This is a genomic window from Rathayibacter sp. VKM Ac-2926 (assembly GCF_022815565.1).
In the GTDB taxonomy this organism is placed as follows: domain Bacteria; phylum Actinomycetota; class Actinomycetes; order Actinomycetales; family Microbacteriaceae; genus Rathayibacter; species Rathayibacter festucae.
In genome coordinates this window covers 85,202-108,355 of the sequence record NZ_JALGRS010000011.1, presented here as the reverse complement: position 1 = coordinate 108,355, position 23,154 = coordinate 85,202, and the positions used below count along the sequence as shown (strand labels likewise).

Below are 23,154 nucleotides of genomic sequence, written 5' to 3'. Positions count from 1 at the left end.
CATGAACCTCAACTTCATCTGGCTGGCGATCGGGCAGATCGTCGATCCCACCGTCGCCGCCTACGCGCTCGCGACCATCGGCCTGGTCATCCACTTCGGATTCACCGGCCTCCTCAACTTCGGCCAGGCCGGCTTCATGGCGGTGGGCGGCTACGCCTTCGCCATCACCTCGGTCAAGTTCGAATGGCCCGTCTGGGGCTCCCTGCTCGCGACGATCGTCGCGGCGACCCTCTTCGCCCTCATCCTCGGCATCCCGACGCTGAGACTGCGGGCGGACTACCTCTCGATCGTCACGATCGCGGCGGCCGAGATCGTCCGGCTCTCGGTCAAGACACCCGAGTTCTCGGCGGTGACCGGCGGCTCGGAGGGCATCAACGGCGCGGCGAAGGCGTTCAACGACCTCAACCCGCTGCCGGAGGGGCGCTTCGGGATCGGGATCCTCACCTACAACCAGGACCAGTGGTGGGTGCGCATCGTCGGCTGGGGCCTCGTGCTCCTGGCCTGCCTGCTGGTCTTCCTCCTGATGCGCAGCCCCTGGGGCCGCGTCATCAAGGGCATCCGCGAGGACGAGGACGCCGTGCGCTCGCTCGGCAAGAACGTCTTCTCCTACAAGATCCAGGCGCTGATCCTCGGCGGCGTGCTGGGCGGCCTGGCCGGAGCGCTGTTCATCCTGCCGCGCTCGCTGCAGCCCGACAACTACGGCACCCAGCTGACGTTCTTCCTCTACACGATCATGCTGCTGGGCGGTGCCGCGACGGTCTTCGGGCCGGTCGTCGGCTCGATCGTCTTCTGGGTCGTCCTCGGTCTGACCGACGGACTGCTCACGCTCGGGATCGACACCGGGGTCCTCAACAACGACCTCATCAAGCTCACCACCGTGCAGACCGGACCGATCCGGTTCATCGTGGTGGGTGTGGCCCTCATGCTCCTGGTGATCTTCAGACCCCAGGGCATCTTCGGCAAGAAGAAGGATCTGCACTTTGCCTAAAACGCCGGTCTCGGACATCACCGAGCAGGAAATCGTCCCCGGGGTCGTCAAGAAGGACCCCATCCTCGTCGCCGACGGCGTCAGCCGACGCTTCGGCGGCCTGACCGCGGTCGACGTCGCCCACGTCGAGATCCCGCGCGGCTCGATCACCGCCCTGATCGGCCCGAACGGCGCCGGCAAGACCACGTTCTTCAACCTGCTGACGGGCTTCGACAAGCCCAACACCGGGCGCTGGAACTTCAAGGGCAAGAACCTCGCGAACGTCCCCGCCTACAAGGTGTCCCGGATGGGCATGGTCCGCACGTTCCAGCTCACCAAGGCCCTCGGCGGCATGACGGTGCTCGAGAACATGCTCCTCGGCGCCAAGGGGCAGAAGGGCGAGAACATCCTCACCTCGCTCATCCGGCCGCTGTGGTCGAAGGAGGAGGAGACGATCGAGACCCGGGCCATCCGGCTGCTGGAGAAGTTCAAGCTCGACACCAAGAAGGACGACTACGCGTCCAGCCTCTCGGGCGGCCAGAAGAAGCTGCTGGAGATGGCCCGCGCCCTGATGTCGGAGCCCGAGCTGGTCATGCTCGACGAGCCGATGGCGGGCGTGAACCCGGCGCTGACGCAGTCGCTGCTGGGCCACATCGTGAACCTCAAGGACGAGGGCATGACCGTGCTCTTCGTCGAGCACGACATGCACATGGTCAACACGATCGCCGACTGGGTCATCGTGATGGCCGAGGGCAAGGTCGTCGCCGAGGGACCGCCCTCGACGGTGATGAACGACCCCGCGGTCATCGACGCCTACCTCGGCGCGCACCACGACACCGACCTCGGCACGATCGAGGGCCAGCTCGAGGTGGCGGAGGAGATGGACTCGGACCTCGTCCGCGAGGACGTCGAGAAGCGGGCCGAGGCGGCCGGCGTCGACGTGCACCACACGGGCGGCGAGCACGCCGCCGCGGCGACCCCTGCGGCCTCCACCGCGACGGCCTCCACCGCGGACGACGCCCCCGCGACGGCCGCCCCCGCGGACGGCGCACCGACGAGCATCGCGCCGACCACCGACGCGCCCGCCGTCGACTTCGGAAAGGACGAGAAGTGACCCAGAACACGCTCGAGACGCACGACCTCCACGCGGGGTACGTGCCGGGAGTCAACATCCTGAACGGGTCGAACGTCTACGTGAAGAAGGGCGAGCTCGTCGGCATCATCGGCCCCAACGGAGCCGGCAAGTCGACGCTGCTCAAGGCGATGTTCGGGCTGGTGAACATCCGCCAGGGCACGGTCCTGCTCAACGGCGAGGACATCACCGGCTTCAAGGCCGACAAGCTGGTCTCCAAGGGCGTCGGCTTCGTGCCGCAGAACAACAACGTCTTCCCGTCGCTCACCATCGAGGAGAACCTCGAGATGGGCATGTACCAGAAGCCGAAGATGTTCAAGGACCGCCTCGAGTTCGTGACGGAGCTCTTCCCGGAGCTGACCAAGCGCCTCAAGCAGCGCTCCGGCTCGCTCTCGGGCGGCGAGCGCCAGATGGTCGCGATGTCGCGGGCCCTGATGATGGACCCGTCGATGCTGCTGCTCGACGAGCCGAGCGCGGGTCTCTCGCCGATGCGCCAGGACGAGACCTTCGTCAACGTCCAGCGGATCAACCGCGCCGGCGTCTCGATCATGATCGTCGAGCAGAACGCCCGCCGCGCGCTGCAGATCTGCGACCGCGGCTACGTGCTCGACCAGGGCCGCGACGCCTACGAGGGTCCCGGCCGCGAGCTGATGAACGATCCGAAGGTGATCGAGCTCTACCTCGGCACACTCGCGACGACCAACGAGGTCACCACGAGCACGCCCACCGTCGGCGGCTGAGGCCGCCGCACCTCCGGGCCCGTCACCCGCCGAGAGGCGGGGGCGGGCCCGTCGTCGTCGAGGAGGAGGACCGGATGCGCCGCAGCGCCGCTCTGGTCGTCGTCGCGCTCGCGGCAGGTCTCCTCTCCGGCTGCGCACCCGGGCCGGTCTCGGAGCTGCCGGCGGGCGTCTCCGTCGGCGTGCAGCAGAACCGCGACGACTACGGTCCCCGCCGGCTCGAGGTCCTGGTGACCAACACCGCCGACGAGCCCCTGGACGTCTGGGAGGCGCGGCTCGACTCCCCCGCCTTCACCGGCCCGGCCGCCACCGCCGGCCCGACCACGGTGCGCCCGGGGACGACGACCGCGCTCCGGCTGCAGCTCGCTCCCCCGGACTGCGCGGACCCCGGCGCGGACGCCCGTGTGCGGCTCGCCTTCACGCAGGGCGGGGTCTCGGGGACGGCGGTGGTCGCGCCGGACGATCCGCTCGGCAGCCTGCCGCGCATCCACGCCGAGGACTGCCTCGCACAGCGCGTGGCGGAGGTGGTGTCGATCGCGCCCGGAGACGCCGTCACGGTGGCTCAGGAGGGCGGACAGCCCGTCGCACACCTGCCGCTCACCCTGACGCCGACGGGGGCCGACGGGGGCGTCTCGATCGCCTCGGTCGGACGCACGATCCTGCTCCGTCCCGCCTCGGGACAGGACAGCTGGCCCGTCGGGGTGCGGATGGACGCCGGCGCCGCCACGACCCGCGTCGACCTCGCGATCGTGCCGAACAACTGCAACACGCACACCGTCTCGGAGGACAAGCGCGGCACGTTCTTCCCGGTCGCCGTCACGCTCGACGACGGCACCTCGGGCGTCGTCGCCGTCGGTGTGTCCGACGCCGTGCGCGGGGCGCTCTACCGCTTCATCGCCGAGGACTCCTGCCGCTGGCAGTGAGCGCCGGCGCGCCACGGACATCGAGTCTCTCTCTGCGCTGGCACCCCCCGCCCGAGGGTCAGGGCAGCGGCCGCCGTGCCGTAATTTTGGGGACAAGAGACATCGGCGCCGACACCTCGACCGGACTCCTCTCCCCCTGATCAGGGCCGGATTCCCGCTCTCCTCGGCACCGATTCCTTCCCCTTCCGCGTCCCCTCCCGGCGCCGCGGTCCCCGTCTTCGAAGGAGCCGACCCATGAAGAGCTACACCCCCGCACCCGTCGCCCTCGGCGCGACCTTCGGCACCGGTGCGATCGGCGACTACGAGCGCTGGTCCGTCGTCGGCGTCTACGCGCAGGTCGTCATCGCCGAGACCACCGGCGGCAAGCGCCGCAACTACAGCCGCTCGTTCGTGACCTACCGCCTGGCCCAGGAGGCGGAGCTCCTCCGCGCCTCCTGAGGCCGCACCGAGCACTGAGCGAGCGCGCGTCCCCTCGGGGGCGCGCGCTCGCTGCGTCGTGCGGCACCGGGAGGGGCGGAGCGGGGACCGACGTTCGTTCGGTGATGGATCTCGATACGCCCTCTCCGAGGGCTACTCGATCAGCATGGAGATGGCCTGCCGATCGAGATCGGCGCGGGTCCACCGGGACGGGAAGCCGGCGCTTCATGCTGGTCGAGTAGCCGCGCAGCGGCGTATCGAGACCTCGGGCACGACGAAGGGGCCCGGTCGGATGACCGGGCCCCTTCGCGCGTCACGGCCGGAGCCGCGAGCGGTGTTCTACTTCAGCGAGCCCTCGACGGTCTCCTCGAACGAGGTGACGTTGCCGGTGGAGTACTTGTAGATCGACACCGAGGCCTCGCTCGGGTCGCCGTTCTCGTCCCACGAGATCGGGCCGGAGAGGCCGTCGTAGTCGATGTCCTCACCGTCGGCGATCATCGTGGCGCAGTCCGCGAACGTGGTGCACTTCGTGCCCTCGTCAGAGACGTCTTGCAGGTTGTCGCGGATCGTCGCACCGTCGGTCGCGCCGCCCTTGAGCGCGGCGAGCGCGGCGAGCACCGTGGCGTCGTACGACTCGGGAGCGTAGCTGAACACCGTCAGCGCGTCGTTCCCCTGCTCCTTCACGAGAGCCTGGAGGTTCGACTGGAACTCCTCCGACGCCTGCACACCGGGGTTGGTGAACTGCGCGCCGGCGATGTCGACGTTCGTGTCCGCGTCGGTGATGACGCCGTAGTTGCCGTCCGTGCCGTAGAGCTTCGAGAAGTCGAAGCCCTTCGCCGCGAGCTGCTCCGCGATCGTCTTGATCTCGTCGAACGAGATGACGACGAGCGCGTCGGGGTTCGGCGCGAGCACCGAGGTGATCGCCGAGTTGAAGTCGGTCGAGGCCGGCTCGAAGATCTCCTCGGCCGCGACGGTCGCGCCGCCCGCCTCGAGGGTCTCCTTGATGTTGGACTCGAGTCCGGTGCCGTACGCGTCGTTCATGTAGAGGATCGAGACGTTGGTCTTGCCGTCGCCGAGGATCTTGTTGCCGAGGATGCGGCCCTGGAGCACGTCCGAGGGGGCGGTGCGCCAGTAGTAGCCGTCGTCGTCGTAGGTCGTGAAGTCCGGCGAGGTGTTGGCCGGCGAGATCTGGACGACGCCCGCCTGGGTCACCTGGTCGATGAACGTCTTCGAGACGCCCGACGAAGCCGCTCCGATGACGACGCTGGCGCCGTCTGCGATGAGCGAGGTCGCGGACTGCGTCGCGATGTCGGTCGTGGTGTCGCCCGAGTCCTTCTGCTCGACATCGACCGTGATGCCGGCAGCGGCGTCGTTGATGTCCTTGACCGCGAGGTCGACGCCCGCGATCTCGGGCGGGCCGAGGACGGCCAGGGTGCCGGTCTGCGGGAGGATCGTGCCGATCTTCAGGGACAGGTCGCCGGACTCGCCGCCGTCGGTGCCCGCGTCTCCGCCGCCGCCGCTGGCGCAACCGGCGAGGACGAGAGCGCTGGCGCCCAGGAAGGCGACCCCGCTCAGGGTCGCCCGGAGGGATCGCGTACGGGCCGTCCCGGCCTTCGCGTGAACGCGCATGTTTCTCCTTGAGAGGTTCTGTCGTGGGAGCGGTGCCGGAGGCAACCGCTCGGCCAACCTAACCTTCGGAGAAGCCGTGAACAATACGGGGGTGTTTCAGATGCGTTTCGCGACCTGATCGTTACTTTTCGTCGTCGGAGCGCTCTCCCGCGACGCGATCCGCAGGTCCGGCCGTCACGCGTCGCCTCCGGCGCTCAGCCGAGACGAGGTCCACTGAGAAGATCGCCAGGGCCGCCCAGACGAGCGCGAAGCCGATCCAGCGCTCCGGCGGCATCTCCTCGTGCAGGAGGAAGGCGCCGACGACGAACTGCAGCACCGGCGTCAGGTACTGGATGAAGCCGACGATCGAGAGCGGCAGCCGCCGGGCGGCGCCCGCGAAGAGCAGCAGCGGCACCGCGGTGACGATGCCGGCCGAGGCGAGGATGAGCGCGTGCCCGGTGCCCTCCGTCGCCAGCGTCAGCCCGACGGTCGAGCCGACGACCAGCAGCTGCACGATCGCGAGCGGCGTGAGCCAGAGCGTCTCGAGCGTGAGACCGCTGACCGCGTCCATCCGGCCGCCGACCCGGCTCTTCACCAGGCCGTAGAGACCGAAGGAGAAGGCGAGCGCCAGCGAGACCCAGGGGAAGGAGCCGTAGCCGACGGCGATCACGAGGACGGCGACGGCGCTGATCGCCATCGCGATCCACTGCGCCCGCCGCAGCCGCTCGCGCAGCACGATCACGCCGAGCAGCACCGTGACGAGCGGGTTCATGAAGTAGCCGAGCGCCGCCTCGATCACGTGGCCGGTGGTCGTCGCGATGACGTAGACCTGCCAGTTGATGTAGATCAGCACGCCGGCGATCGCCATCACGCCGAGCAGCCGCGGCTCGCGGAAGAGCGCCGCGAAGCCGCGCCAGCTGCGTGTCACCGTGAGCAGGAGCAGGCAGAAGACCAGCGAGAAGAGCACGCGCAGCGCGACGATCTCGAACGGCGAGGCGGGGGCCATCGCGATGAAGTAGAGCGGCATCGCGCCCCAGAGCAGGTAGGCGGCGAAGCCGAACCAGAGGCCGGTCGACGACAGCGCGCCGCCGGCGCCCTTCACGGGCAGGGCCTCCACGCCCTCGCCGGCCGCGGCGTCGCCCGTCGTCGGCGAGGCGGGATCGGCGGGGAGGCGGGAGGCGGGCACCCGTCCGATGCTACGCAGGACCGACGCCCGCGGACCGCCCGGAACGGTCACCGGACGTCAGGATCAGGCCACCGGTCGCGAAGAGGACCGGGCGCACGACGAAGGGCCCGGCGACTGTCGTCGCCGGGCCCTTCGGGGATCCGTCTCTAGCGGACCACGACCGCGAGGACGTCGCGGGCGGAGAGGACCAGCAGGTCGTCCCCACCGAACTTGACCTCGGTTCCGCCGTACTTGGAGTAGATGACCTTGTCACCGACGGCCACGTCGAGCGGGACGCGGTTGCCGTTGTCGTCGATGCGGCCGGGGCCGACGGCGACGACTTCGCCCTCCTGGGGCTTCTCCTTGGCGGTGTCGGGGATGACGAGACCGGAAGCAGTGACCTGCTCGGCCTCGACCTGCTTGATGACGATGCGATCTTCGAGCGGCTTGATGGACACCGACACGGTTGACCTCTTTCTTGACGACGACGGGGGCGGAGCGCCGCCGTTGGCAGACACGCTCCGAGAGTGCTAGCTCCACTGTAGAGGCTCCGCTGGCACTCGTGCAATCAGAGTGCCAGGCAGGCGCGCCGCGTCGTGCGGAGGGCGTGGCCTAGCATGGCCGGATGCAACGCGCCGAGCTGGTGGAGCTCCTCTCCCCCGAGGGCCTCCGGCTCCTCGACTCGCTCGACGGCTACCGCGCGGACGACCTGGTGCGCGCCGTCGCGGCGCTCCGCTCCGCCGGCCACTCCCCCGGCCTGGTGTCGGCCGTGCTGACCCAGGCGCGGCTGCGGGCGAAGGCGACCGGGAAGTTCGGCGAGTTCGCCCGGTCGATGCTCTTCACCGACGCCGGGCTCGAGCAGGCGACCCGCCTCCGGGTCGCGGCGCTGCACGCCGGCCGCTTCTCCTCCGCCGGGCTCACCCGCATCGCCGACCTCGGCAGCGGCATCGGCGGCGACGCCCTCGCGATGGCGGCCATCGACCTCGAGGTGACCGCGGTGGACGCGGACGAGATCACCGCGACCCTGGCCAGCTTCAACCTCGCCCCGTTCCCTTCCGCGCAGGCCGTGCACGGCGACGCCGAGGCGTTCGACCTGGACGGCTTCGACGCCGTCTACCTCGATCCGGCCCGCCGCACCGCCGGCCACCGCGAGACCCGGCGCCTCGACGATCCCGACGACTACTCCCCCTCGCTCGGCTTCGCCTTCGGCCTCGCCGAGGCGCGGCCCGTGGGCGTGAAGCTCGGGCCGGGCTTCGACCGCGAGCGGATCCCCGCGGACGCGGAGGCGCAGTGGGTGTCGGTGGACGGCGAGCTCGTCGAGACGGGCCTGTGGTTCGGTCCGCTCGCTCGGCCGGGCGTCCGCCGGTCCGCGCTCCTGCTCTCGGCGACCGGCGCCGTGGAGCTCACTGCGCCGGCCGACAGCGACGACGAGGAGGTGGGTGAAATAGGCGCGTTCGTGCACGAGCCGGACGGGTCCGCCATCCGCGCGCGCCTGCTCGGCGAGCTGGCCCGCACCAGCGGCTCGCGGATGCTCTCGCCCGGCATCGCCTACCTCACGGGCGACGAGCCGTCCGCGTCGCCGTTCCTGCGGAGCTTCCGCGTGCTCGCGGAGCTGCCCCTGGACGAGCGCACCCTCGCGCGCGAGCTGCGCGCCCGCAGCATCGGCGTCCTGGAGATCAAGAAGCGCGGCGTGGACGTCGACCCCGCGCGCTTCCGCAGGAAACTCGGCCTGGCCGGGCGGGGCAGCGCCGTCCTGATCCTCACCAGGATCCAGGGGCGCCACCGCGCCCTGCTCGCCGAGCGCGTCGTGTGAGACCGGGGGCCGGCGCCTAGTAGCCGGAGGAGGAGGTCGCCGCGTCGAGGGCGACCACGAAGATCACGATCGTGACGGCCAGGTAGATCAGCGAGACCACGACGCCGGCGATGCCGGTGATGATCGCGGTCAGCGCGAAGCCGCGTGCTCCCGGCTCGCGACGGCGGCCGAGGAAGCCGAGCACGATCGCGGGCGCGGACAGGATGAAGCCGAAGCCCCAGCCGAAGATCGAGATGACCAGGCCGACGATGCCGAGGATCATGCCGGTGAGGCTCAGGGTCTTGGGCACCGTCGTGGGTGCCGGGACGTAGGCGTACTGCGGCGGCGCGGCGCTCGGGGCCGGCGGGAGCGGCGTCCCGTACGCGGGCGGCGGGGTGTCCTGGGCACCCTGTCCCGGTGCCGCCGGGGTGCCGCCCGAGTACGCGGGCGGGGCCGGGGGCACCGGAGTGCCACCGGAGTGCACGGGCGGGGCCGGGGGCGCCGGCGGCACGGGGGGAGCAGGGGGGACGGGAGGGCCCTGTCGGTCGTCGGACCCGGGCCGGCTGCTGTCGCTCATGCCTCGAAGTCTAGAACGAGGCCGCCGACCGGCTCAGGCCGGGAGGTAGCCGTCCGTCCGGAGTCCGCCGACGAAGGCCGAGTAGGCGAGAGCGCCGACCAGCAGCAGCACGAGCGCGAGGTAGCCGAGGAGGAAGCCGGCGATCGCGAGTCCGCGGCCGCGCTGCCCCGAGCGGCGCGCCTGCGCGAAGCCGACGTGCCCGAGGACGATCGCGGCGGGCGCGAGCCCGAGGATGCCGCAGATCAGGGCGGCGACGGCGAGGCCGTTCAGCGGCGGGCGCGGTGCGGGAGCGCCGGGATGCGCGGCGCCGTCGAAGGCCTCCGGGCCGCCCGGGGCTCCGGAGGGAACGGCCTCCCCGGTCCAGCCGGACGCGGCACCGCCAGCCGCCGGCGGCGGAGCGGAGGCGGGGGACGGTGCTCCGGAGGGCGGCGCGTACCGCGGCGGCGGGGGCGGCACCGACCCCGATGCCGGATCGCCGGTGGACTCGTCGTTCACGTCGCCCTCCTCGAGCGCTCCGCCGTCCCCGCCGTGCAGGGCGGGGCGGAGTGGATCAGTAGTTCGTCGTGCCCGCGATGCCTGCGAGGGAGAACAGGGTGACGAACAGGACGATGTAGACGATGATCGCGACGAAGCCGATCACGACGGCGGCGATCGCGAGTCCGCGGCCCTTCTCTCCGGTCCGCTTGATCTGCGAGAGAGCGATGAAGCCCAGGACGATCCCCACGATCGCGATGAAGAACGAGGCGATGAAGCCGATGATCGCCAGGATGTTGTAGCGGTCGGATGCGGGCGTGTACGGAGCAGTCATGGAAGATCCCCCTTGATCAGGAACGAGTGGATGCGCTCAGAGTGGCAGCGTCCCCGGAGGGCTGTCAAAACCCTGGACGGCGCTTGTGACGCGAGACGGCACTGCGGTAGAGCGCCTAGCGCACCTGGATCTCAGTGACGGGCAGCGTGGAGTCGGCGCCGAAGGAGAGGCTCGAGGGCGCGTGCCCCGCCTCGATCAGCTGGGCGCCGAGCGCCGCGATCATCGCGCCGTTGTCGGTGCAGAGCGAGAGCGGGGGGATCCGCAGTGCGATGCCCGCCGCCGCGCAGCGCTCCTCGGCGAGCTCGCGGACCCGCGCGTTGGCGACCACTCCCCCGCCCAGCAGCAGCCGGGGCACCTCCCGGTCGACGCAGGCCGCGATCGCCTTGGTGAGCAGCACGTCGGCGACCGCCTCGCGGAAGCTCGCGGCGACGTCGGCGACCGGCACCTCCTCGCCCGCGTCCTGGCGCTTCTCCACCCAGCGCGCGACGGCGGTCTTCAGCCCCGAGAAGGAGAAGTCGTAGCGGTGCTTCTCCCTGTCCTTCGGGAGGGTGAGGCCGCGGGGGAAGCGGATGGCCCGCGGATCGCCGTCGGCGGCGACGCGGTCGATCTGCGGGCCGCCGGGGTAGGGCAGGCCGAGCACGCGGGCGACCTTGTCGAACGCCTCGCCGGCCGCGTCGTCGATCGTCTCGCCGAGCAGCTCGACATCGGAGACGAGATCGCGCACGTGCAGGAGCGAGGTGTGCCCGCCCGAGACGAGCAGCGCGATGGTCGGCACCTCGACCGGGCCGCCCTCGCCGCCGTCGGCGCGCAGGACGTCGGCCCCGACGTGCCCGACGAGGTGGTTGACCGCGTAGAGCGGCTTCCCGAGCGAGACCGCGAGCGCCTTGGCCGCGCCGACGCCGACCATCAGCGCCCCGGAGAGCCCGGGGCCGCTGGTGACCGCGATCGCGTCCAGCTCCTGCAGCGTGACGCCGGCCTCGGCGAGCGCCGTCCGCAGCGTCGGCTCGAGCGCCTCGAGGTGCGCGCGGGCGGCGACCTCGGGCACGACGCCGCCGTAGCGAGCGTGCTCCTCCATCGACGAGGCGATGGTGTTGGCGAGGAGCGTCGTGCCGCGGACGATGCCGATCCCGGTCTCGTCGCAGCTGGTCTCGATGCCGAGGACGAGCGGACCGGCGGTCATGGCGACTCCTGTCGAGGGGCGGCAATCGGCGCGCGCATCACGAGCGCGTCGACGTCGTCGGGCTGGTAGTAGGCGGGGCGGACCCCGATCTCCTCGAAGCCCTCCGAGCGGTAGAGCGACTGGGCGGCCGGGTTGTCGGCACGGACCTCGAGGAAGACCTCGCGGGCACCGCGCTCGGCGGCGGTGGCGACGAGGGCGCGCAGGAGGCGCCTGCCGAGTCCGGTGCGGCGCGCGGAGGCGAGCACCGCGATGGTCTGCACGTCGCCCTCGTGCGCGCCGACCGGGCAGAGCAGCCCGGCGTAGCCGACCACCTCGCCCGCGTCCTCGGCGACCAGGTAGCGGGTGTGCCGGCTGCGGATCTCCTCGCGCATCATCGTGCGGGACCAGGCGTCGCTGGTGAACTCGGACTCCTCGATCGCCATGATCGCGTCGAGGTCGTGGACGGTGGCGTCGCGCAGCTCCGCGCTCACGCGGTGACCCGCTTGGGACCGGCGGAGAGCGTGACGTCGGGCGAGCGGAGGTAGAGCGGCTCGTCCGCCGCGGGGTCGCGGCCGGCCGCGCGGGTGAGCGCGGCCACGACGCCCAGCTCGGCGGCGGACACCGTCTCCGCCTCGAGGCGGGGCAGCTCGGGGAAGGGCAGCGCGGGCGGCTTGTCGAGGCCGGGTCCGGCGGTGCGGACGGGCAGGCCCTGCTCGTCGAGGCCGGCGTAGGCGCTCCAGTAGAGCTCGCGGCGGCGCGCGTCGGTGACGACGAGGAAACCGTCCGCACGGCCGTGGCGCAGCGCGCCGAGCGCGACAGCGTCGTGCGAGACGACCGGCAGGGTGGGCACGTCGCGGCCGAACGCGAAGGCGCGGGCTGCGGCGATGCCGACCCGGAGTCCGGTGAAGGGGCCGGGGCCCATGCCGACGGCGACGGCCTCGATCGCGTCCGGGCCGATGCCGGCCGCCCCGAGGGCCTCCTCGATCAGCCGGCCGACGACCTCGGCGTGCCGCATGGTGTCGGTCTCGGTGCGCTCGGCCCGGACCGCCCCGTCCGCGCCGACGACGGCGACGGAGGTTCCGGAGGAGGTGTCGATCGCGAGCAGCACCCTGACAGGGTACCCGCGGGCGACGGGGCACCGGCCGAGGAGCCTGCGGCGCTCCGCAGTCGCTCGGTGGGTCTCGATACGCCCTCTCCGAGGGCTGCTCGATCGGCATGCAGATCATGCTGGTCGAGTAGCCGCGCAGCGGCGTATCGAGACCCGCCCACCGGACGACAGTGGATCTCGATACGCCCTCTTCGAGGGCTACTCGATCAGCATGACGGCGGCCCTCTCCGAGGGCTCCTCGATCAGCAGACAGCGAGCAGAAGCGCGTGGCGCGCGCCCCCACCATGCTGGTCGAGCAGCCGCGCAGCGGCGTCTCGAGACCCGCCGTCAGCAGAGCGGTCAGCGCCAGCCCGTGCCGCGGAAGCGCACCGTGCGCGGCTCGATGGGCTCCTCGCCGTCCTCGGCGTCGGAGCCGCCGGTCGGGCGCTCCAGGACGATGTCGAGCCACGAGTCCGCCACGCCGTCGAGCAGACCGGCGCCCCACTCGACCACCACGACCGAGTGCTCGAGGTCGAGATCGAGGTCGTCCAGCTCCACCGCGGAGCCGACGCGGTAGGCGTCCACGTGCACGAGCGGCGGGCCGCCGTGCAGCGGCGGGTGCGTCCGCGCGATCACGAAGGTCGGGCTGGTCACCGGCCCGCGCACCCCGAGCCCCTCGCCGAGCCCGCGGGTGAAGGTCGTCTTGCCCGCCCCGAGCGGCCCGGTCAGCACCAGCAGGTCACCGGCGCGCAGCACCCCGCCGAGGGAGCGGCCGAGCCCCTCCATCGCCTCCGGATCCGCGATCTCGACGGTGCGGTCGGCGAACCAGTCCCGCTCAGGCACGGACGCCTCCCGCGGAGCCGCCGACCGTCCTCCGCGGAACGCGGTGCCCGACCCGGGTGACGAGCTCGTAGTTGATGGTGCCGCACCAGCGCGCCCACTCGTCGACCGACGGCACACCGGTGGTCGGGTCGCCCCAGAGCGTCACCGGGTCGCCGACCGCGACGGGAGCATCCCCGACGTCGACGACGAACTGGTCCATCGCCACCCGCCCGGCGATGCGGTGCCGGCGCCCGCCGATCGACACCTCGGCGACACCGGAGGCGGCGCGCGGGATCCCGTCGGCGTAGCCGAACGGCACCAGCGCGAGCGTCGTCTCGCCGGACGCGCGGTAGGCGTAGTCGTAGCTGACGCCCGTCCCCGCGGGCACCCGCCGCACTCCGGCCACCCGCCCCTGCAGGGTCATCGCCGGCACCAGGCCGAGCCCGAGGGACGTCTCGTCGTCGAACGGCGAGAGCCCGTACACGCCGATGCCGGTGCGCACCTGGTCGAGCCGCGCCTCCGGCAGGCGGAGCGCCGCGGCCGTGGCGGCGAGGTGCACCAGCGGCGCCGGCGTCCCGTGCGCGCGCAGAACCTCCTCCGCGCGGCGCAGCAGCGCGAGCTGCGCGAGGTCCTCCTCGCGCGAGGTGTTGGAGAGGTGCGAGAACAGCCCGGTGAGCTGCAGCGAGCCGCGGGTCGCGTGCTGCACGAGGGACTGCGCGAGCGGCACCCACTCCGCCTCCGCCGCCCCATTGCGGCTGAGTCCGGTGTCGACCTTGAGCTGCACCGCCCCGCGCACGCCGCGGTCCTCAGCGGCCTGCGCGAGCCGGTCGAGCTGACCGACCGAGGAGACGGCGACCTCGATCCCGTGCTCGAGAGCGGTGTCGAAGTCCTGCTCGGGGTCGTGCAGCCAGCAGAGCACCGGCGCCAGGATCCCGGCCTCGCGGAGGGCGACCGCCTCGTCGAGATCGGCCGTGCCGAGCGCGTCCGCGCCGCCGGCCAGCGCCGCCTGCGCGACCGCGAGGGCGCCGTGCCCGTAGGCGTTCGCCTTGACGACCGCCATCAGCCGGGGAGCAGCGGTCAGCTCGCGGAGCCTCGCCGTGTTCGCCGCGACGGCGTCCAGGTCGATCAGCGCCTCGCGGAAGGCGAGCGGCGCGATCACGACTCGGCCACCACGAACGCGCAGGCGACGCCCGCGTCGTGGCTCATCGAGAGGTGCAACCGCGCGATCCCGCGCGACTCCGCCGCCGCTCGAGCCGCGCCGTGCAGGACGAAGGACGGATTCCCGTGCTCGTCCCGCTCGACCACCATGTCGTGCCAGCGCGCGCCGGCGGAGTCGCCCAGCGCCTTGATCAGCGCCTCCTTCGCGGCGAACCGACCGGCCAGCGAGGCCGTCGGCAGGTCGCGTTCGCTCTCGGCGAACAGCCGCTCGCGGAGCCGGGGCGTGCGGGAGATCGCCCGCTCGAAGCGCGCGAGATCCACCACGTCCACGCCGATCCCGACGATCACGGCAGGGTCACTCGACCGTGACCGACTTGGCGAGGTTGCGCGGCTGGTCGACGTCGAGGCCCTTCGCCGAGGCGAGCTCCATCGCGAACATCTGCAGCGGCGTCACCGCGAGCAGCGGCTCGAACAGCGGGTCGGCCAGCGGGATCGGCACGACCTCGTCGGCGATCTGGATCGCGGCGGCGTCGCCCTGCTCGGCGATCGCGATCACCCGGGCGCCGCGTGCCTTGATCTCCTGGATGTTCGAGATCACCTTGCGCTGCAGCTCGTAGGACTCGCTCGGGCTCGGCACGATGACGAAGACGACCTGCCCCGGCTCGATCAGCGCGATCGGCCCGTGCTTGAGCTCGCCCGCAGCGAAGCCCTCGGCGTGGATGTAGGCGAGCTCCTTGAGCTTGAGCGCGCCCTCGAGTGCCACCGGGTAGCCGACGTGGCGGCCGAGGAAGAGCACCGCGCGGGTGTCCGCCATCCAGCCGGCGAGCTGGGCGATCGCCTCCGAGGCGTCGAGCACGCGCGAGAGCTTCTCCGGGATCGCCGCGAGCTGCGCGGCCTGTGAGGCGATCAGCTCGGGCGTGGCCGCGCCGCGCACCGCGGCCAGGTGCAGGCCGAAGAGGTAGAGCGCCGCGATCTGCGCGACGAACGCCTTGGTCGAGGCGACCGCGACCTCCGGGCCGGCGTGGGTGTAGAGCACCGCGTCGGACTCGCGCGGGATCGTCGCACCCTGGGTGTTGCAGACGGAGAGCGTCTTCGCGCCCTTCTCGCGGGCGTACTTCACGGCCATCAGCGTGTCCATGGTCTCGCCGGACTGGCTGATCGAGACGACCAGCGTGCGCGGAGTCAGCACCGGGTCGCGGTAGCGGAACTCGTGGCTCAGCTCGACCTCGACCGGCACGCGCGCCCACTTCTCGATGGCGTACTTGGCGACCATGCCGGAGTAGGCGGCGGTGCCGCAGGCGATCACGGTGATGCGGTCGATGTCGGTGAGGGTCGCGTCGAGCGACGCGAGCTCCGGCAGGACGATCGCCCCGTCCTGGATGCGGCCGAGGAGTGTCTTGGCGACGGCCTCCGGGCCCTCGCTGATCTCCTTGGCCATGAAGCTCGACCAGCCGCCCTTCTCGGAGGCGGAGGCGTCCCAGGCGATCTCGAACGGCTCGGTCTCGACCGCGTTGCCGAAGAAGTCGGTGACGGTCACCGCGTCGGGCGTGATGGTGACGATCTGGTCCTGCCCGATCGCGACCGCGCGGCGGGTGAACTCGACGAACGCGGCGACGTCGGAGCCGAGGAAGTTCTCGCCGTCGCCGAGGCCGATCACGAGCGGCGAGTTGCGGCGCGCGCCGACGACGACGCCGGGCTGGTCCTGGTGCAGCGCGAGCAGCGTGAAGGCGCCCTCGAGGCGCGCGACGACGGCCTGGAACGCGAGCACGAGGTCGCCGGTGCGGCGGTGCTCGCGGGCGATGAGGTGCGCGGCGACCTCGGTGTCGGTCTCGCTCTCGAAGACCGCGCCCTCGGCGAGCAACTCCTCCTTGAGGGGCTGGAAGTTCTCGATGATGCCGTTGTGGATGACGGCGAGGCGCCCGTCGTCCGCGAGGTGCGGGTGCGCGTTGCGGTCGGTGGGGCCGCCGTGCGTCGCCCAGCGGGTGTGCCCGATGCCGGTGGTGCCCTGCGCGAGGGGGTGCGCCTCGAGGTCGTCGACGAGGACGCTGAGCTTGCCGGAGCGCTTGCGGCTGTCGATCCGGCCGTCGGCGTCGATCACGGCCACACCGGCGGAGTCGTACCCGCGGTACTCCAGTCGCTTCAGTCCCCCGAGCAGCACGGCCAGGCTGTCGCGCGCGCCGACGTATCCAACGATTCCACACATGGGCTCGATCCTAATCGCGCGCGGGGGCGCTCCTGCGGCGACGGGGCCGAGCCGCGACGGCCGCTAGGATCGTGCAGATGTCCTCGTCAGCTCGCGAACCCGGGCGCGAGGCGCACCCCTCCCCGTTCGTCGAGATCGTCCGCTCCGACTGGGCCGAGCTCGCCCGCAGCACCGAGCTGCCGCTGAGCGAGACCGAGGTCGTGCAGCTGCGCGGGCTGGGCGACCGGCTGAGCCTCACCGAGGTCGCCGAGGTGTACCTCCCACTGTCCCGGCTGCTCACCCTCTACGCCGGCGGCGCGCGCCAGCTGCACCGGGCGACGAGCACCTTCCTCGGCGAGCGAGCGCAGCCCACCCCGTTCGTGATCGGCGTGGCCGGGTCGGTCGCGGTCGGCAAGTCGACCATCGCCCGCCTGCTCCGCGAGCTGCTCGCCCGCTGGGACGACACCCCGCGCGTCGAGCTCGTGACGACCGACGGCTTCCTCCTGCCGAACAGCGAGCTGGAGCGGCGCGGGCTGATGAGCCGGAAGGGCTTCCCGGAGTCGTACGACCGCCGCGCGCTCCTGCGCTTCGTCTCGGAGGTGAAGGGCGGGGCGGCCGAGGTACGTGCTCCGTTCTACTCGCATCTCTCCTACGACATCGTCCGCGACGCCGAGATCGTGGTGCGGCGACCGGACGTGCTGATCGTCGAGGGACTGAACGTCCTGCAGCCGCCCGCGCCCGGGCACGGCCTCGCCGTCAGCGACCTCTTCGACTTCACGGTCTACGTCGATGCCCGGACGAGCGACATCGCGCGCTGGTACGAGGAGCGGTTCCTCGCGCTGCAGCAGGGCGCCTTCGCGAGCCCGAACTCGTACTTCCACCGCTACGCCTCGCTGACGCCCGACGAGGCGCGCGAGCGGGCCCGCAGCATCTGGTCCTCGATCAACGAGCCGAACCTGCTGCAGAACGTGCGGCCCACGCGCTCGCGCGCGAGCCTCGTCCTGCGCAAGCAGGCCGACCACACCGTCTCCTCGGTGCTCCTCCGCAAGATCTGAGTGCGCGGCGGAAGCGTGCTGATCGAAGCATGCTGGTCGATCAGCCCCGCAGGGGCGTGTCGAGATCCCCGCGTCAGCGGCGGCTGCAGCCGCTAGGCCGCGACGCGCAGCTGCTCGAGCACGACGGCCGCGAGGGACTCGGCCAGCCGGTCGGCGGTCTCCTTGGTGGAGGCCTCGACCATGACCCGCACCATCGGCTCGGTGCCGGAGGGCCGCAGCAGCACGCGCCCGCCGGTGCCGAGCTCGCGCTCCGCCTCGGCGATGGCGGCCGCGATGACGGCGTCGTCGTGCACGCCCTCGCGGTCGACGCCGCGGACGTTGACGAGCGTCTGCGGGAACACCCGCATCACCGAGGCGAGCTCGGCGAGCGACTTGCCGGTCCGCGCCACCTCGGCCGCGATCTGCAGCCCGGTGAGGACGCCGTCGCCGGTCGTCGCGAAGCGGCTCATGATGACGTGGCCGGACTGCTCGCCACCGAGCGAGTAGCCGCCGTCGTTCATCGCCTCGAGCACGTAGCGGTCGCCCACGCCGGTCTCAATCACGCGGATGCCGGCGTCGGCCATCGCGGTCTTGAGGCCGAGATTGCTCATCACCGTGGCGACGAGCACGTTGTCGCGGAGGACGCCGCGACGGGCCATCGAGGTCGCGAGGATCGCCATGATCTGGTCGCCGTCGACGACGCGCCCCTCGGCGTCGACCGCGAGGCAGCGGTCCGCATCGCCGTCGTGCGCGATGCCGAGATCGGCGCCCGCCTCGCGGACCGCCTCGGCGACGTGGTCGAGGTGGGTCGAGCCCACCCCGTCGTTGATGTTGATGCCGTCCGGATCGTTGCCGATCACGGTGACGGTCGCGCCGGCATCCGTGAAGACCTCCGGCGAGATGCCCGCGGCGGCGCCGTGCGCGCAGTCGATGACCACGTGCAGTCCGTCCAGGCGGGTGCTGCCGAGCGAGCCGAGCAGGTGGAGGACGTAGCGGTCCTCGGCGTCGGCGAAGCGGCGGATGCGGCCCACGTCGGGGCCGAGCGGCGTGAGCGGCGGGACGCCGAGAGCCGCCTCGATGCGGTTCTCGAGCTCGTCCGGGAGCTTGCGGCCGCCGGCCGCGAAGAACTTGATGCCGTTGTCGGCGGCGGGGTTGTGCGACGCCGAGATCATCACGCCGAAGTCGGCGCTCTCGTCGGCGATGAGGTAGGCGGCGGCGGGCGTCGGGATCACTCCCGCGTCCAGCACGTCGACGCCGGCGCTCGCGAGGCCGGCCGCCACGGCGGCACCGATGAACTGGCCCGAGATCCGAGGATCGCGGGCCAGGACGGCGAGGGGCCGACGGCCCTCCGCCCGGGCGGCCGCACCGAGTACACGGGCGGCCGCCTGAGCGAGGCCGAGGGCCAGGTCGGCCGTGACGTCGCGATTCGCGAGGCCACGGACGCCATCTGTTCCGAACAGGCGCGGCATGATGCCAGTCCCCTTCTCAAGCTGCTGATCGGCGGCCACGGGGGCCGCAGCGACTAGCGCTTCGAGAACTGGGACGCCTTGCGGGCCTTCTTGAGACCGGCCTTCTTGCGCTCGATGACGCGAGCGTCGCGGGTGAGGAAGCCGGCCTTCTTCAGGATGGCGCGGTTGTTCTCGCGGTCGATCTCGTTCAGCGCACGCGCGATCGCGAGGCGGAGCGCACCGGCCTGGCCGGAGGGGCCGCCGCCGGTGATCTTCGCGACGACGTCGTACGAGCCGAGGAGGTCGAGGACCTTGAACGGGTCGTTGATCAGCTGCTGGTGCAGCTTGTTCGGGAAGTACTCCGCGAACTCGCGGGCGTTCACGGTCAGGCTGCCGGAGCCCGGGACCAGGCGCACGCGGGCGATGGCCTGCTTGCGACGGCCCACGGCTGCGCCGGAGACGTTGAGGACGGCGCGGGGCGTCGAGGACGCCTCGGTGGCCGGGCTTTCGGTGGAGTAGCTCTCGGGAGCCACGTCGATCTGGTCTGCGATCTTCGCCACGGTGTAGGTGATCCTTTGTCTTCGAAGTCTGGGGTGTCGGGGAGGGCCGGAGCCTACTGGGCGACCTGGGTGAAGGCGTACGCCTTGGGCTGCTGAGCCGCGTGAGGGTGCTCGGTGCCCGTGTAGACCTTCAGCTTGCGCAGCTGCGCACGACCGAGGGAGTTCTTGGGGAGCATTCCGCGGATGGCCTTCTCGACGGCGCGGATCGGGTTCTTCTCGAGGAGCTCGGCGTACGTGGTGGCCGTGAGGCCGCCCGGGTAGCCGGAGTGGCGGTACGCCTTCTTCTGGAGGAGCTTCTGGCCGGTGAGGGCAACCTTCTCGGCGTTGACGATGATGACGAAGTCGCCCATGTCCATGTGCGGCGCGAACGTCGGCTTGTGCTTGCCGCGCAGGAGCGCAGCGGCGTGGGTGGCCAGACGGCCGAGCACGACGTCGGACGCGTCGATGACGATCCAGTCGTGCTGGACGTCAGCCGGCTTCGGAGAAAAAGTGCGAGTCACGTGAGTGCTGCTTTCTGATCGGAGTGAGGAGTTCGTGAATCCCGCTCCGTGGCCGTTCGACCCGCGAGGGGGCCGAACCGATCCGGTGGAGGGCTCAACTTCGGGTGCCGGCACGCGGCCGAGAACACCAAGGGTCGACAGTACAGCAATCCGCACCGGAGCGGAAGCTCACGGGCTCGCCGCCGCGCTCCCCCGGGCGGTCCGGGTCAGGAGTCGTCCTGCCCCAGCGCGGCCAGGACCTCGGTCGCCAGCTCCTCGAGCGGGGCCTGGCCGCCGACGTAGGAGCGGAGCGAGAGCAGCCGGTCCCCGGCGAGCACGACGACCGTGGCGGCCGGGTCGACCGCCGGGTCGCCGGCGCGGAAGAAGGCGGCGTCGCCCAGCCCGCTCGGCTCGACGGGGGCCTCGGACTCCTGCGCGGCGACGTCGGCGGTGGTGGCGCCGGTCGCCGTCTGCAGGACGAGCGCGGCGGGGTTGCCCGCCATCGCCCAAGCGCAGCCCGAGCCCTGGTCCGAGGCGGTGACGAAGCCCTCGGGCAACTCGAGGGCCGCCTCGATCGCCGTCACCGGCAGCACCGCGGCGCAGTCGAGGACCTCGATCGTCGCACCGGTGGTCGGCTCGGCCGCGGGAGTGGTCGGCACCGCGGTGGGCACGGCGGTCGGCGCGGTGGAGTCGACCGCGGCGGCGGGCGCCCGGTCCGGCACGTCGATCGCCGACGACGAGCAGCCTGCCAGCAGCAGCGCCGCCGGCAGGACGAGCGCTGCGACCAGCGCGCTCGCGCGGTGGTTCCTGCGGATCACTCGTCGTCCTCCCCCTGGGCGTCCCCGCCGGGCAGGGTGCGCTTCACCCGGGTGAGCACGGCCCGCTCGGCCAGTTCCGAGTCCTCAGGGTAATCGACCTCGCGCAGGATGAGGCCGCGCGCCGGCATGACCGCGAAGGCGTTCGTGCGGCGGGCGGCGTCGCGCAGCAGCGGGAGCTCGCCCGCCTCCAGCTTGCCGATCCCCACGGCCACGCAGGAGCCGACGAGGGCGCGCACCATGCTGTGGCAGAAGGCGTCGGCGCGCAGGTGGGCGTGCAGCACGCCGTCCTCGTCCCGCTCCCAGGTGAAGTCGAGGAGGCTGCGGATGGTGGTGGCTCCGACGCGCGCGCGGCAGAACGAGGCGTAGTCGTGCAGGCCGAGCAGCGACTCGGCCGCCTGCGCCATCACGCCCTCGTCGACCGCCTCGTTGATCCAGGTCGTGAAGCCGCGCTCGAGCGGCCGCCGCAGCGAGGTGCGGTCGGCGAGCCGGTACTCGTAGCGCCGCCAGCGCGCGGAGAAGCGCGCGTCGAAGCCCTCGGGCGCCCGGGTCACCCGGTGCACGGACAGGTCCGAGTACTGACCGAGGATCCCCTGGAGCTTGCGCTGGAGCACGACCTCCGGCGCGACCTTCTCGGTGCCGGCCCGCGGGCTGCCGTTCAGCCGCGACCACTGCTGGGGCGTGAGGTCCAGGTGCGCCACCTGCGCGCTCGCGTGCACGCCGGCGTCGGTGCGGCCCGCGACGGTGACCACCGTCCGCTCCTCCGAGCGCAGCAGCACGCCGAGGGCGTCCTCGAGGACGCCCTGCACCGTGCGGAGGCCGGGCTGGAGTGCCCAGCCCGCGAAGTGGGTGCCGTCGTAGGCCAGATCGAGGCGGACGCGGTGGAGCACCCGACGAGTCTAGGTCGTCCGCCGGGCCGTTCCGGGTCGCCGGATCAGCCGGCCGAGAGCCGGACGCCGAGCGAGTCGAAGACGGCCACCGCCCAGTCGGCGAGGACCTCCTGGTCTCCGACGAAGGACTCGACGTGCAGCTCGTAGCCGCCCGCCAGGACGGCCAGCTGGGACGGTGTCGCCGCCGAGCCCTCGAGCCGGTAGGCCGCTTCCCCCAGCGGAGCCGGCACGGCGCCGACGGCCTCCCCCGCACCGGCGAACGTCTCCGCGAGCCGCGCGGGCCCGACGCTGACGAGGACCGCGGACGGATTGCCGGCGATGCCGTAGGAGCAGGAGTCCTCCGCTTGGACGAGCACGGCCGTTCCGGCGGGCAGTCCGACCGCCGTCTCGACCGCCGAGGCGGGCAGTGCCGCGGAGCAGTCGAGGGCGGGAGCCGACGGCGCGACGGTCGCAGCGGTCGCGCTGGGCACGGACTCGGGGGCGGCGACCGCATCCGGCGCCGTCGTGCCCGCCGACTCCGGGACGTCGACGACGCCGACGGAGGAGCAGCCCGTCAGCAGGGCCGTCGCGGCGAGGAGCAGGACCGCATGGTGCGCGCGCACGGAACTCCTCCTGCTGGCCGACGAGGACGGGGGCCGGGGTACCGGACGCATCCCGACCCTCTGTCGGGACGATCCCGCCATCGTAAGCGACGTTCCGCGCCACCGAGCACGCAGAGTGCCACGGCCGGGAACGACGAGAGCCCCCCGTCCCCGAGGGGGCGGAGGGCTCTCGAGACGCGCTCGGGACTACTTGGTCTCGGCGGTCGTCTCGACCGGGGCGTCCTCGACGGGCGCGTCCTGGACGGTCGCGTCGGCCTCGGTCGTGTCGGCGACGGGCGCCTCCTCGACAGTGGCGTCCTCGGCAGGGGCGTCCGCGACGACGGTCTTGTCCTCGACCGGAGCCGAGACGGGAGCGGCGCCGGTGCGCGACTTCTTGACCTTCGGCGTCACGGGCTCGAGGACGAGCTCGATGACGGCCATCGGGGCGTTGTCGCCCTTGCGGGGACCGATCTTCGTGATGCGGGTGTAGCCGCCCTCACGCTCGGCGACGAGCGGCGCGATCTCGGTGAAGAGCTCGTGCACGACGCTCTTGTCGCCGATGGTCGCGAGGACGCGGCGGCGGGCGTGCAGGTCGCCGCGCTTCGCGAACGTCACCAGACGCTCGGCGAGGGGACGCAGGCGCTTGGCCTTGGTCTCGGTCGTCTTGATGCTCTTGTGCGTGAACAGGGCCGCGGCCAGGTTCGCGAGCAGCAGACGCTCGTGTGCGGGACCGCCTCCGAGGCGGGGGCCCTTCGTGGGCTTGGGCATGGCTTTACTCCAGTACTAAAGGGGTGTCAGAAGGTCGAACGCCGG

The 23,154-nt window shown here is 72.0% G+C and carries 27 protein-coding genes; 7 read left to right on the top strand and 20 right to left on the bottom strand.

Annotation, left to right across the window (positions count from 1 at the left end; genetic code table 11):
• The first annotated feature begins 1 nt into the window (after window position 1).
• The 5 genes from MT351_RS15400 to MT351_RS15380 all read left to right on the top strand — a co-directional run bounded on the left by MT351_RS15400 (window position 2) and on the right by MT351_RS15380 (window position 4,197).
• Window positions 2-988, top strand: a complete 987-nt coding sequence (locus MT351_RS15400; protein WP_123735053.1) for a branched-chain amino acid ABC transporter permease — start codon at window positions 2-4, stop codon at window positions 986-988.
• The gene (locus MT351_RS15395; protein WP_374204782.1) at window positions 972-2,081 is read left to right on the top strand and encodes an ABC transporter ATP-binding protein; all 1,110 of its coding nucleotides are present in this window, start codon (window positions 972-974) and stop codon (window positions 2,079-2,081) included. Before MT351_RS15400 ends, MT351_RS15395 begins: the two co-directional genes overlap by 17 nt.
• On the top strand, window positions 2,078-2,839 hold the full coding sequence (locus MT351_RS15390) for an ABC transporter ATP-binding protein (RefSeq protein ID WP_123445090.1): 762 nt from the start codon (window positions 2,078-2,080) through the stop codon (window positions 2,837-2,839). The genes MT351_RS15395 and MT351_RS15390 overlap by 4 nt, the downstream gene beginning before the upstream one ends.
• Window positions 2,840-2,913: 74 nt before the next feature.
• Window positions 2,914-3,759, top strand: coding sequence for a hypothetical protein (locus MT351_RS15385; protein WP_243582578.1), 846 nt, complete (start codon window positions 2,914-2,916; stop codon window positions 3,757-3,759).
• 234 nt (window positions 3,760-3,993) lie between these two features.
• On the top strand, window positions 3,994-4,197 hold the full coding sequence (locus MT351_RS15380; protein ID WP_123445088.1) for a hypothetical protein: 204 nt from the start codon (window positions 3,994-3,996) through the stop codon (window positions 4,195-4,197).
• Window positions 4,198-4,515: 318 nt separating this feature from the next.
• On the opposite strand, the gene MT351_RS15375 is transcribed toward MT351_RS15380, so the two are convergent.
• The 3 genes from MT351_RS15375 to groES form a co-directional block, all read right to left on the bottom strand.
• Window positions 4,516-5,805 (bottom strand): ABC transporter substrate-binding protein, encoded by a 1,290-nt coding sequence (locus MT351_RS15375; RefSeq protein WP_123735049.1) that lies wholly within the window; start codon window positions 5,803-5,805, stop codon window positions 4,516-4,518.
• Between the two features lie 121 nt (window positions 5,806-5,926).
• The gene (rarD, locus tag MT351_RS15370; protein ID WP_132436095.1) at window positions 5,927-6,892 is read right to left on the bottom strand and encodes an EamA family transporter RarD; all 966 of its coding nucleotides are present in this window, start codon (window positions 6,890-6,892) and stop codon (window positions 5,927-5,929) included.
• Window positions 6,893-7,116: 224 nt separating this feature from the next.
• On the bottom strand, window positions 7,117-7,413 hold the full coding sequence (groES, locus tag MT351_RS15365; RefSeq protein ID WP_068251574.1) for a co-chaperone GroES: 297 nt from the start codon (window positions 7,411-7,413) through the stop codon (window positions 7,117-7,119).
• 161 nt (window positions 7,414-7,574) lie between these two features.
• On the opposite strand from groES, the gene MT351_RS15360 reads away from it, so the two are divergent.
• Window positions 7,575-8,762 (top strand): class I SAM-dependent methyltransferase, encoded by a 1,188-nt coding sequence (locus tag MT351_RS15360; RefSeq protein WP_243582577.1) that lies wholly within the window; start codon window positions 7,575-7,577, stop codon window positions 8,760-8,762.
• A gap of 16 nt (window positions 8,763-8,778) precedes the next feature.
• On the opposite strand, the gene MT351_RS15355 is transcribed toward MT351_RS15360, so the two are convergent.
• From MT351_RS15355 to glmS, 10 genes are all read right to left on the bottom strand, one after another.
• On the bottom strand, window positions 8,779-9,318 hold the full coding sequence (locus MT351_RS15355; RefSeq protein WP_243582576.1) for a DUF4190 domain-containing protein: 540 nt from the start codon (window positions 9,316-9,318) through the stop codon (window positions 8,779-8,781).
• A 33-nt stretch (window positions 9,319-9,351) separates the two neighbouring features.
• A complete protein-coding gene (locus tag MT351_RS20360) occupies window positions 9,352-9,813 on the bottom strand; it encodes a DUF4190 domain-containing protein (RefSeq protein WP_243582575.1) in 462 nt (153 codons plus the stop codon).
• A gap of 55 nt (window positions 9,814-9,868) precedes the next feature.
• Entirely contained in the window at window positions 9,869-10,126 is a 258-nt protein-coding gene (locus tag MT351_RS15345) for a DUF4190 domain-containing protein (RefSeq protein ID WP_123735045.1), read from the bottom strand.
• A gap of 115 nt (window positions 10,127-10,241) precedes the next feature.
• A complete protein-coding gene (gene tsaD, locus MT351_RS15340; RefSeq protein WP_123735044.1) occupies window positions 10,242-11,306 on the bottom strand; it encodes a tRNA (adenosine(37)-N6)-threonylcarbamoyltransferase complex transferase subunit TsaD in 1,065 nt (354 codons plus the stop codon).
• Window positions 11,303-11,776, bottom strand: a complete 474-nt coding sequence (gene rimI / locus MT351_RS15335; RefSeq protein ID WP_243582574.1) for a ribosomal protein S18-alanine N-acetyltransferase — start codon at window positions 11,774-11,776, stop codon at window positions 11,303-11,305. Before rimI ends, tsaD begins: the two co-directional genes overlap by 4 nt.
• Window positions 11,773-12,393: a tRNA (adenosine(37)-N6)-threonylcarbamoyltransferase complex dimerization subunit type 1 TsaB gene (gene tsaB, locus MT351_RS15330; protein ID WP_132436026.1), complete on the bottom strand. Its 621-nt coding sequence runs from the start codon at window positions 12,391-12,393 to the stop codon at window positions 11,773-11,775. The genes rimI and tsaB overlap by 4 nt, the downstream gene beginning before the upstream one ends.
• A gap of 339 nt (window positions 12,394-12,732) precedes the next feature.
• Complete coding sequence (gene tsaE, locus MT351_RS15325; protein ID WP_243582598.1) at window positions 12,733-13,158, bottom strand: tRNA (adenosine(37)-N6)-threonylcarbamoyltransferase complex ATPase subunit type 1 TsaE; 426 nt, start codon at window positions 13,156-13,158, stop codon at window positions 12,733-12,735.
• 49 nt (window positions 13,159-13,207) lie between these two features.
• Window positions 13,208-14,353 (bottom strand): alanine racemase, encoded by a 1,146-nt coding sequence (gene alr / locus MT351_RS15320; RefSeq protein ID WP_243582573.1) that lies wholly within the window; start codon window positions 14,351-14,353, stop codon window positions 13,208-13,210.
• On the bottom strand, window positions 14,350-14,700 hold the full coding sequence (locus MT351_RS15315) for a holo-ACP synthase (protein ID WP_243582572.1): 351 nt from the start codon (window positions 14,698-14,700) through the stop codon (window positions 14,350-14,352). Before MT351_RS15315 ends, alr begins: the two co-directional genes overlap by 4 nt.
• 7 nt (window positions 14,701-14,707) lie before the next feature.
• Window positions 14,708-16,555 (bottom strand): glutamine--fructose-6-phosphate transaminase (isomerizing), encoded by a 1,848-nt coding sequence (gene glmS / locus MT351_RS15310; protein ID WP_243582571.1) that lies wholly within the window; start codon window positions 16,553-16,555, stop codon window positions 14,708-14,710.
• A 77-nt stretch (window positions 16,556-16,632) separates the two neighbouring features.
• On the opposite strand from glmS, the gene coaA reads away from it, so the two are divergent.
• On the top strand, window positions 16,633-17,589 hold the full coding sequence (coaA, locus tag MT351_RS15305) for a type I pantothenate kinase (RefSeq protein WP_123445076.1): 957 nt from the start codon (window positions 16,633-16,635) through the stop codon (window positions 17,587-17,589).
• 92 nt (window positions 17,590-17,681) lie between these two features.
• On the opposite strand, the gene glmM is transcribed toward coaA, so the two are convergent.
• The 7 genes from glmM to rplQ form a co-directional block, all read right to left on the bottom strand.
• Complete coding sequence (glmM, locus tag MT351_RS15300; RefSeq protein ID WP_123735040.1) at window positions 17,682-19,037, bottom strand: phosphoglucosamine mutase; 1,356 nt, start codon at window positions 19,035-19,037, stop codon at window positions 17,682-17,684.
• A 53-nt stretch (window positions 19,038-19,090) separates the two neighbouring features.
• Window positions 19,091-19,576 (bottom strand): 30S ribosomal protein S9, encoded by a 486-nt coding sequence (rpsI, locus tag MT351_RS15295; protein WP_123445075.1) that lies wholly within the window; start codon window positions 19,574-19,576, stop codon window positions 19,091-19,093.
• A gap of 53 nt (window positions 19,577-19,629) precedes the next feature.
• Window positions 19,630-20,076: a 50S ribosomal protein L13 gene (rplM, locus tag MT351_RS15290; protein ID WP_123445074.1), complete on the bottom strand. Its 447-nt coding sequence runs from the start codon at window positions 20,074-20,076 to the stop codon at window positions 19,630-19,632.
• A 206-nt stretch (window positions 20,077-20,282) separates the two neighbouring features.
• The gene (locus tag MT351_RS15285; protein WP_243582570.1) at window positions 20,283-20,873 is read right to left on the bottom strand and encodes a hypothetical protein; all 591 of its coding nucleotides are present in this window, start codon (window positions 20,871-20,873) and stop codon (window positions 20,283-20,285) included.
• Window positions 20,870-21,760 (bottom strand): tRNA pseudouridine(38-40) synthase TruA, encoded by an 891-nt coding sequence (locus MT351_RS15280; RefSeq protein ID WP_243582569.1) that lies wholly within the window; start codon window positions 21,758-21,760, stop codon window positions 20,870-20,872. The genes MT351_RS15285 and MT351_RS15280 overlap by 4 nt, the downstream gene beginning before the upstream one ends.
• Before the next feature lie 44 nt (window positions 21,761-21,804).
• A complete protein-coding gene (locus MT351_RS15275; protein WP_243582568.1) occupies window positions 21,805-22,362 on the bottom strand; it encodes a hypothetical protein in 558 nt (185 codons plus the stop codon).
• Between the two features lie 186 nt (window positions 22,363-22,548).
• Complete coding sequence (gene rplQ / locus MT351_RS15270) at window positions 22,549-23,109, bottom strand: 50S ribosomal protein L17 (protein ID WP_243582567.1); 561 nt, start codon at window positions 23,107-23,109, stop codon at window positions 22,549-22,551.
• Between the last annotated feature and the right edge of the window lie 45 nt (window positions 23,110-23,154).